Source organism: Mycobacterium sp. (assembly GCF_049802695.1).
Classification (GTDB): Bacteria; Actinomycetota; Actinomycetes; order Mycobacteriales; family Mycobacteriaceae; genus Mycobacterium.
In genome coordinates this window covers 1-6,488 of sequence record NZ_JBARMY010000011.1, presented here as the reverse complement: position 1 = coordinate 6,488, position 6,488 = coordinate 1, and the positions used below count along the sequence as shown (strand labels likewise).

The window sequence follows — 6,488 nt, the reverse complement described above, 5'->3', positions numbered from 1 at the left end:
AGAACGCTGAATACCCGGCTGCTTCCGCGGTTTGGGCGACTGCGAGTTGATCGTTGTAGCTGGCGCCTTGCTGAGGTTCGACGAACACCCGGAAATCCACGGGCTTCACCCTAGGCCGACGCGCCATTCGGCGTTGGTACCGGCGTGGTCTGCTATAAGACGGCGATGAACCTGAACGCGACGCTGGCAGCGGTGCGCTCGACGGCCGCCGGGGAGGTTATTCCCGCACGACGCACGCCGGTCGCGGACCTGTGCTCTCCGCGGGTCTGCGCTCGTTAGAAAGTGTCGACCTTATCGACGCTGACGAACATGCCGTGGCCGGTGCTGTCATTGGTGAACCGGGTGCCGTCGACGTCGGCCGCTATCGTCCAGCCCTGCGCCTCATAGGTCCGGTATTCGATCGTGACGGCGGGGATGGCGCCGAGGTTGCCCAGCACCCATTGGACCGAGCCGTCGGCGCCGATGTTGACGCCGTTGGCGTGTTCACCCTCGGTCAACGGCGAATTGCTGAACGGCGCCTCGCAACCAACGCTGCCGGAGGCGATCTGGCAGCGGGTCTTGCCGGATTTGGTTTCGATGAACACGTAACCGTCGTCATTCGGCGGCAGCGGTATCGCACCCGCCGGAGTCTTCGGGCCGGACGGCGCCGGGGTCGGTTCCGTCGGTTGTGGTGGCGGAATCGGTCGGGCGGTGGGGAAGGATGGCTCGGTAGCGCCCGCTCCCGGCGCTGCGACCGGCTTGCCATCGACGGCGGTGCTGCACGCCGAAACCAGCACGGCGCTCGCGGCCAGCAGGCAGCCGGCGGAAAGACCCAGCTTCACACCTTGCAGAGACATAACGGGCATAGCGTACGCCCAAAGTGACGTAAGTGGCAGATGTGACGCGCGGGTCTCCGGCCACGACGGCACCGCGTTTGGTCAGGCTTTTCGAGGGGTACGAGCCCTTTTCCCAGGCGTTGAGCCCGAGCGCTTCCTCGACCCTAAGAAACCAACTTAAGGGGAGCGCTATGTCGAACGTCGTGCGCCTTGAGCGCAGCCTCGGTGTTCCATTGAGCAATGCCACGCTGCGGCTGCATGCGAAGCAAGTCGCTGTGCCCGAATACGACAGGTCGTCGCTCAAGGCCTCCATCGTGCACATCGGTCTGGGAAACTTCCACCGGGCGCACCAAGCTGTCTACCTGGACGAGCTGGCCAGACGAGGTGTTTCGCAAGACTGGGGAATCACCGGTGTCAGCCTTCGCCACCGTCAAATGAAGGCTTGCCTGTCCGCCCAGGACGGGCTGTACACGGTGGTGCAGCGCAGTCACGGCCAAGACACCGCTCACGTCGTCGGCTCGATTCGTGAGTCCTACTACGCCGGCGAGGACAGATCCGCTGTGCTTGCCGCGCTCACCGCTGAACAGACCCGCGTTGTCACTCTGACCATCACCGGTGATGCGTACTGCATCGAAAAGCGCACCGGCCGATTCGACCGTTCCCGCGGCGACGCCCTGGCCGAACTGCAATCACTGAACCACTTCAGTTCGGCCTGGGCATACCTTGCCGAGGCGCTGGATCAGCGTCGCCGTGCCGGTGTTGCGCCGTTCACCGTGATGTCGTGTGACAACGTGCAGCACAACGGACACGCCGCCCGTTCGGCGCTGGTTTCGTTCGCCGAGCTGCGCGACCCCGCACTGAGTCGCTGGATTGACCGCAATGTTGCTTTTCCGTCCACTATGGTCGACCGCATCACGCCGAAAACCGGTCCTGCCGAGCGTGATTTCGTCGAGTCGGTGTTCGGCATTGCCGACAGATCGCCGGTGCTCACAGAACCGTTCCGCCAGTGGATCATTGAGGACGAGTTCTGCTATGGGCGCCCGCCGCTCGAGGAGGTGGGAGCCGAGTTCGTCTCCGACGTCGAGTCGCACAAGCTGGTCAAGACACGGATACTTAACGGAAGTCATTGCGCCATTGCATATCTGGCTACACTGGCCGGCCACGAGCGCACCGACGAGGTGATGCGCGATCCTGCTCTCGGTCGTTACGTGCGACAACTGATACGCGATGAGATAGCGCCGCTGCTGCCGGCAGTCCGGGGGCTCGACCTCGACGACTATTGCGCCACAGTGATCGATCGATTCAGCAATCCACGCATCACTGACCAGTTGTCGCGCCTGGCCGCGCGGGGCTCGACGAAGATGCCGACATATCTGCTTCCCTCGCTGCACGAGGCGATCGCGGCAGGGCGCCCGCACAGCCTGCTGACGTTGGCGGTTGCAGGCTGGCTTCGCTACCTGCGCGGAACCGATCTGGCGGGCCGGGCAATTGAGATCGAGGATCCGCAGTCCAAGCTGCTGAAAACGCTGGCGACCATCGGGCAGAACAACCCTGAGCCGTTACTGGGCCATCACGACATCTTCGGCGACCTGCGGTCGGTGCCCGGCTTCGTGGACCGGCTACGGCGCACGGTCGACGCGATCGACACCCGTGGCGTGGCGGCCACCCTGCGCAGTCAGTTGGCCGAGAACCGGCAGGAGTTGGTCGGACGGTGAACCGCGCCCGACTTGTCATTTTCCGGCGATTCGACCCCGCTGCTTTCACCACCGTCTTGTGCGACGCCGACGGCAACCTGTTCCCTTCAGAGGAGCCGGCCTTCGCCGCTTCGGTGACCGTGACGAACAATTTCGTGGCGCGTTACGGGATCACCGCACGCTACAGCGCAGAGGAGCTACTCGCGCAGACGACCGGCAAGAATTTCCGCACCACAGCGGTAGACCTCGCGGTACAGGGCGGCGTACCGATCGAGGCGACCCTCGCACAAGGGCGCCCGCGCGCCGTGATCGCCACTCGAAAAGATGTCATCGCCGGGCGCGCCTTGACAGCTGAGGAGCTCGACCACTGGGTGCGGCGTGAACGTGATTGCGTCACCGCCCATCTGGGGGCCGTGCTGTGTCCTGACGCCCGCGTGCAGGAAGCGCTGCACGCGCTCAACTCACGGTACGGGCTGGCCGCGGTCAGTTCCAGCGCGTCCAAGCGCCTTGACGCGTGTTTTACTGCCACCGGCCTGGATTCGTTGATACCCGCGGAGGTGCGGTTCAGTGCGGAGGACTCGCTACCGGTTCCGACCAGCAAGCCGGACCCGGCGGTGTACTTGTTTTCGGGTGAGGTGCTGAGTCTCGAATCGGCGCAAGGAGTGGCGGTCGAAGATTCGGTTCCCGGAGTCATGTCAGCTGTGGCAGCCGGTTTCGTCACGATCGGGAACCTGATGTTCGTATCACCTGAGGAGCGGCGTCATCGGACGATCCAGCTCGTCGAAGCCGGTGCGAGCGCGGTCGCCAATTGCTGGCAGGTTATCGCCGAGCATCTCCTCGAGCCCGGGCGGTCTTCGCCGACGACGCCTGGGCGGATGGCCACCTCTCGCTCGGGAACGCCCTAGCAACCGAGAACCGACGCTGGTTCGGTTACGTGAGGGGCACGGATCCAGTGGGTCGGTCGTCCGGGTCGACCGCCGGGCTGGCGACGAGCGGGACGTCTTCACCGGCCTGCGCATCAGCGGTAGGCGTGGCGCCTGCAGCGGCGGCCGGGGCCTCTCCGGCGGTCCTGCCGGCTTCTTCAGTAGTGGCCAGCACCCGCTTCCGAACCAGGAACCAGCCACCGATGAGCGTGGGCACGCCGAGCACCAGCGTCCCGATGATCCAGGGTCCCCGTTCCTCGTCGACCATCATCAGCACCAGCACGCCGGCCAGAAAAGCCAGTGTGGCATAGCTGCTGTAGGGCGTCAGCGGCATCTGAAATTGCGGCCGCTGAATCACCCCCGCCTTCGCCAGCCGGAAGAGCCGAAGTTGGCACAAGATGATTGTCGCCCAAGCCGCCAGAATGCCCAAAGCGGCGATGTTGAGCACGATTTCAAAGGCCTGGTTGGGATTGACCGCATTGAGCACGACGCCGAACAACCCGATCATGCTGGTGAGCAGGATGCCGCCGTACGGCACACCGTTTCTCGACATCAGCGCGGTGAACTTTGGGCCGCTGCCGTTGATCGCCATCGAGCGCAGGATCCGGCCAGTGGAATACAGTCCGGCGTTCAAGCTGGAGAACGCGGCGGTGAGCACCACCACGTTCATCAAGGTGCCGGCGCCGCCGAAGCCGATCTTGGAGAAGAACGTCACGAACGGGCTCTCGTGCTCTGTGTAGGCGGTGTAGGGCAGCAGCAACGCCAGCAGGACCACCGACCCGACATAGAAGATCGCGATGCGGGCCACCACTGAATTGATGGCGCGCGGCATGATCTTCTCCGGCTCCGCCGTTTCCCCGGCGGCGGTGCCGACCAGCTCGACGGCGGCGTAGGCGAAGACCACGCCAGAAGTGACGAGCACCAACGGCAGCAGGCCGGTCGGCAGGAAACCGCTGTGGTTCGTCCAGAGGCCCAACCCGGTCTGTTGACCGTCGACCGGGATGCGACCGGCCAAGAACACCGCTCCGACCACCAGGAACGTCACCAGCGCCAGCACCTTGACCAGCGCCGCCCAAAACTCCAGCTCGCCAAAGGCCTTGACCGAGATCATGTTCACGGTTACCACCGCCACCAGGGCGACCAGTGCGATCGTCCACTGCGGAACCACCTGGAACGACTTCCAATAGTGGAAGTACTTCGCGATCGCGGTGCTGTCGACGATCCCCGTCATCGCCCAGTTCAGGAAATACATCCAGCCGGCGACGAAGGCGGCTTTTTCCCCGAAGAACTCGCGGGCGTACGACACGAATGAACCGGACGAGGGGCGATGCAACACCAACTCGCCGAGCGCCCGCAAGATCAGGAAGACGAAAGCGCCGCAGACCCCGTACACCAGGAACAGCCCTGGGCCGGCCGACGCCAGCCGGCCTCCCGCGCCCAGGAAAAGCCCGGTCCCGATGGCGCCGCCGATGGCGATCATCTGCAGCTGGCGGCGACCCAGGTCATGGTGGTAACCGGAGTCCTCGCGAGCCAGCGAGCTGGTGTTGCCGACGGGTGAAGGTGTGCTGGGCGGCGATGGCATCGAGTTCCTTGTGTCGTGGTTACGCGGTGCTGCGCGGGCACACCCGAAGATTGGATGCGAGGCTATAGCACTTGCTCGACCCCCCTGCGGGAAGTTGCATGAATTTTTCACGGCAGTGACGCCGCGGTTCATCCTGGCTGCTGCCGGACGCCCCGGTCTGTCAGCGCCGTGAGCATGATCGGTCTGGGAACAAATTCGACCTTGCTGCCGTTGAGCCGGTCGACAACTTGAGTGAACCCAGCTCAACCCCTGAGTTGACAGCACCACGTCGTAAAGGCAGTCTTGAGCGGGGTGCACTCAGCATAGTGCAGTAACAACGCTCGATTATTGAGGAGGAATCACTATGGCTCGTGCGGTCGGAATCGACCTCGGGACCACCAACTCCGTCGTGTCGGTCCTGGAGGGCGGTGACCCCGTCGTCGTCGCCAACTCCGAGGGCTCCCGCACGACCCCGTCCGTCGTCGCGTTCGCACGCAACGGTGAAGTGCTTGTCGGTCAGCCCGCCAAGAACCAGGCGGTGACCAACGTTGACCGCACCATCCGGTCGGTCAAGCGGCACATCGGCACGGACTGGTCCGTCGAGATCGACGGCAAGAAGTACACCGCCCAAGAGATCAGCGCCCGCGTCTTGCAGAAGCTGAAGCGCGACGCTGAGGCGTACTTGGGTGAGGACATCACCGACGCGGTCATCACCGTGCCCGCCTACTTCAACGACGCTCAGCGTCAGGCGACTAAAGAGGCCGGCCAAATCGCCGGTCTCAACGTGTTGCGCATCGTCAACGAGCCGACCGCGGCCGCACTGGCCTACGGGCTCGACAAGGGCGAGACCGAGCAGACCATCCTGGTCTTCGACCTTGGCGGCGGCACGTTCGACGTCTCGCTGCTGGAGATCGGTGAGGGTGTCGTCGAGGTCCGCGCGACCTCCGGTGACAACCACCTCGGCGGCGACGACTGGGACCAGCGCGTCGTCGACTGGCTGGTAGAGAAGTTCAAGGGCACCAGCGGCATCGACCTGACCAAGGACAAGATGGCTATGCAGCGGCTGCGGGAAGCGGCCGAGAAGGCCAAGATCGAGCTGTCGTCTTCGGCCAGCACCTCGATCAACCTGCCCTACATCACCGTCGACGCGGACAAGAACCCGCTCTTTCTCGACGAGCAGCTCAGCCGCGCGGAGTTCCAGCGCATCACCCAGGATCTGCTGGACCGCACGCGCAGCCCGTTCCAGCAGGTGATCAAGGACGCCGGAATCTCGGTGTCGGAGATCGACCACGTGGTGCTGGTGGGTGGTTCCACCCGCATGCCCGCGGTGACCGATCTGGTCAAGGAGCTGACCGGCGGCAAGGAGCCGAACAAGGGCGTCAACCCCGACGAGGTCGTGGCAGTGGGTGCCGCGCTGCAGGCCGGTGTGCTCAAGGGTGAGGTGAAAGACGTTCTGCTGCTTGATGTCACACCGTTGAGCCTGGGTATCGAAACC

General features: G+C 64.3%; 5 protein-coding genes. 3 read left to right on the top strand and 2 right to left on the bottom strand.

The genetic code is table 11. The annotated features are described in order from the left end of the window. Positions 1-275: 275 nt before the first annotated feature. Positions 276-836 (bottom strand): hypothetical protein, encoded by a 561-nt coding sequence (locus WA317_RS00420; RefSeq protein WP_425171150.1) that lies wholly within the window; start codon positions 834-836, stop codon positions 276-278. 170 nt (positions 837-1,006) lie between these two features. On the opposite strand from WA317_RS00420, the gene WA317_RS00415 reads away from it, so the two are divergent. Then, on the top strand, positions 1,007-2,530 hold the full coding sequence (locus WA317_RS00415) for a mannitol dehydrogenase family protein (RefSeq protein ID WP_425171149.1): 1,524 nt from the start codon (positions 1,007-1,009) through the stop codon (positions 2,528-2,530). After that, positions 2,527-3,414, top strand: coding sequence for an HAD family hydrolase (locus WA317_RS00410; RefSeq protein WP_425171148.1), 888 nt, complete (start codon positions 2,527-2,529; stop codon positions 3,412-3,414). The genes WA317_RS00415 and WA317_RS00410 overlap by 4 nt, the downstream gene beginning before the upstream one ends. Before the next feature lie 25 nt (positions 3,415-3,439). Here WA317_RS00410 and WA317_RS00405 read toward each other — a convergent pair whose 3' ends face one another. Continuing rightward, positions 3,440-5,014: an amino acid permease gene (locus tag WA317_RS00405; RefSeq protein WP_425171147.1), complete on the bottom strand. Its 1,575-nt coding sequence runs from the start codon at positions 5,012-5,014 to the stop codon at positions 3,440-3,442. 343 nt (positions 5,015-5,357) lie between these two features. On the opposite strand from WA317_RS00405, the gene dnaK reads away from it, so the two are divergent. After that, on the top strand, positions 5,358-6,488 hold a 1,131-nt coding region (gene dnaK, locus WA317_RS00400), incomplete at its 3' end, for a molecular chaperone DnaK (protein WP_425171146.1).

Bases quoted from the DNA above. Each gene is read 5' to 3' on its own strand.
- WA317_RS00420 (WP_425171150.1), bottom strand. From the start codon at position 836: ATGTCTCTGCAAGGTGTGAAGCTGGGTCTTTCCGCCGGCTGCCTGCTG.
- WA317_RS00415 (WP_425171149.1), top strand. From the start codon at position 1,007: ATGTCGAACGTCGTGCGCCTTGAGCGCAGCCTCGGTGTTCCATTGAGC.
- WA317_RS00405 (WP_425171147.1), bottom strand. From the start codon at position 5,014: ATGCCATCGCCGCCCAGCACACCTTCACCCGTCGGCAACACCAGCTCG.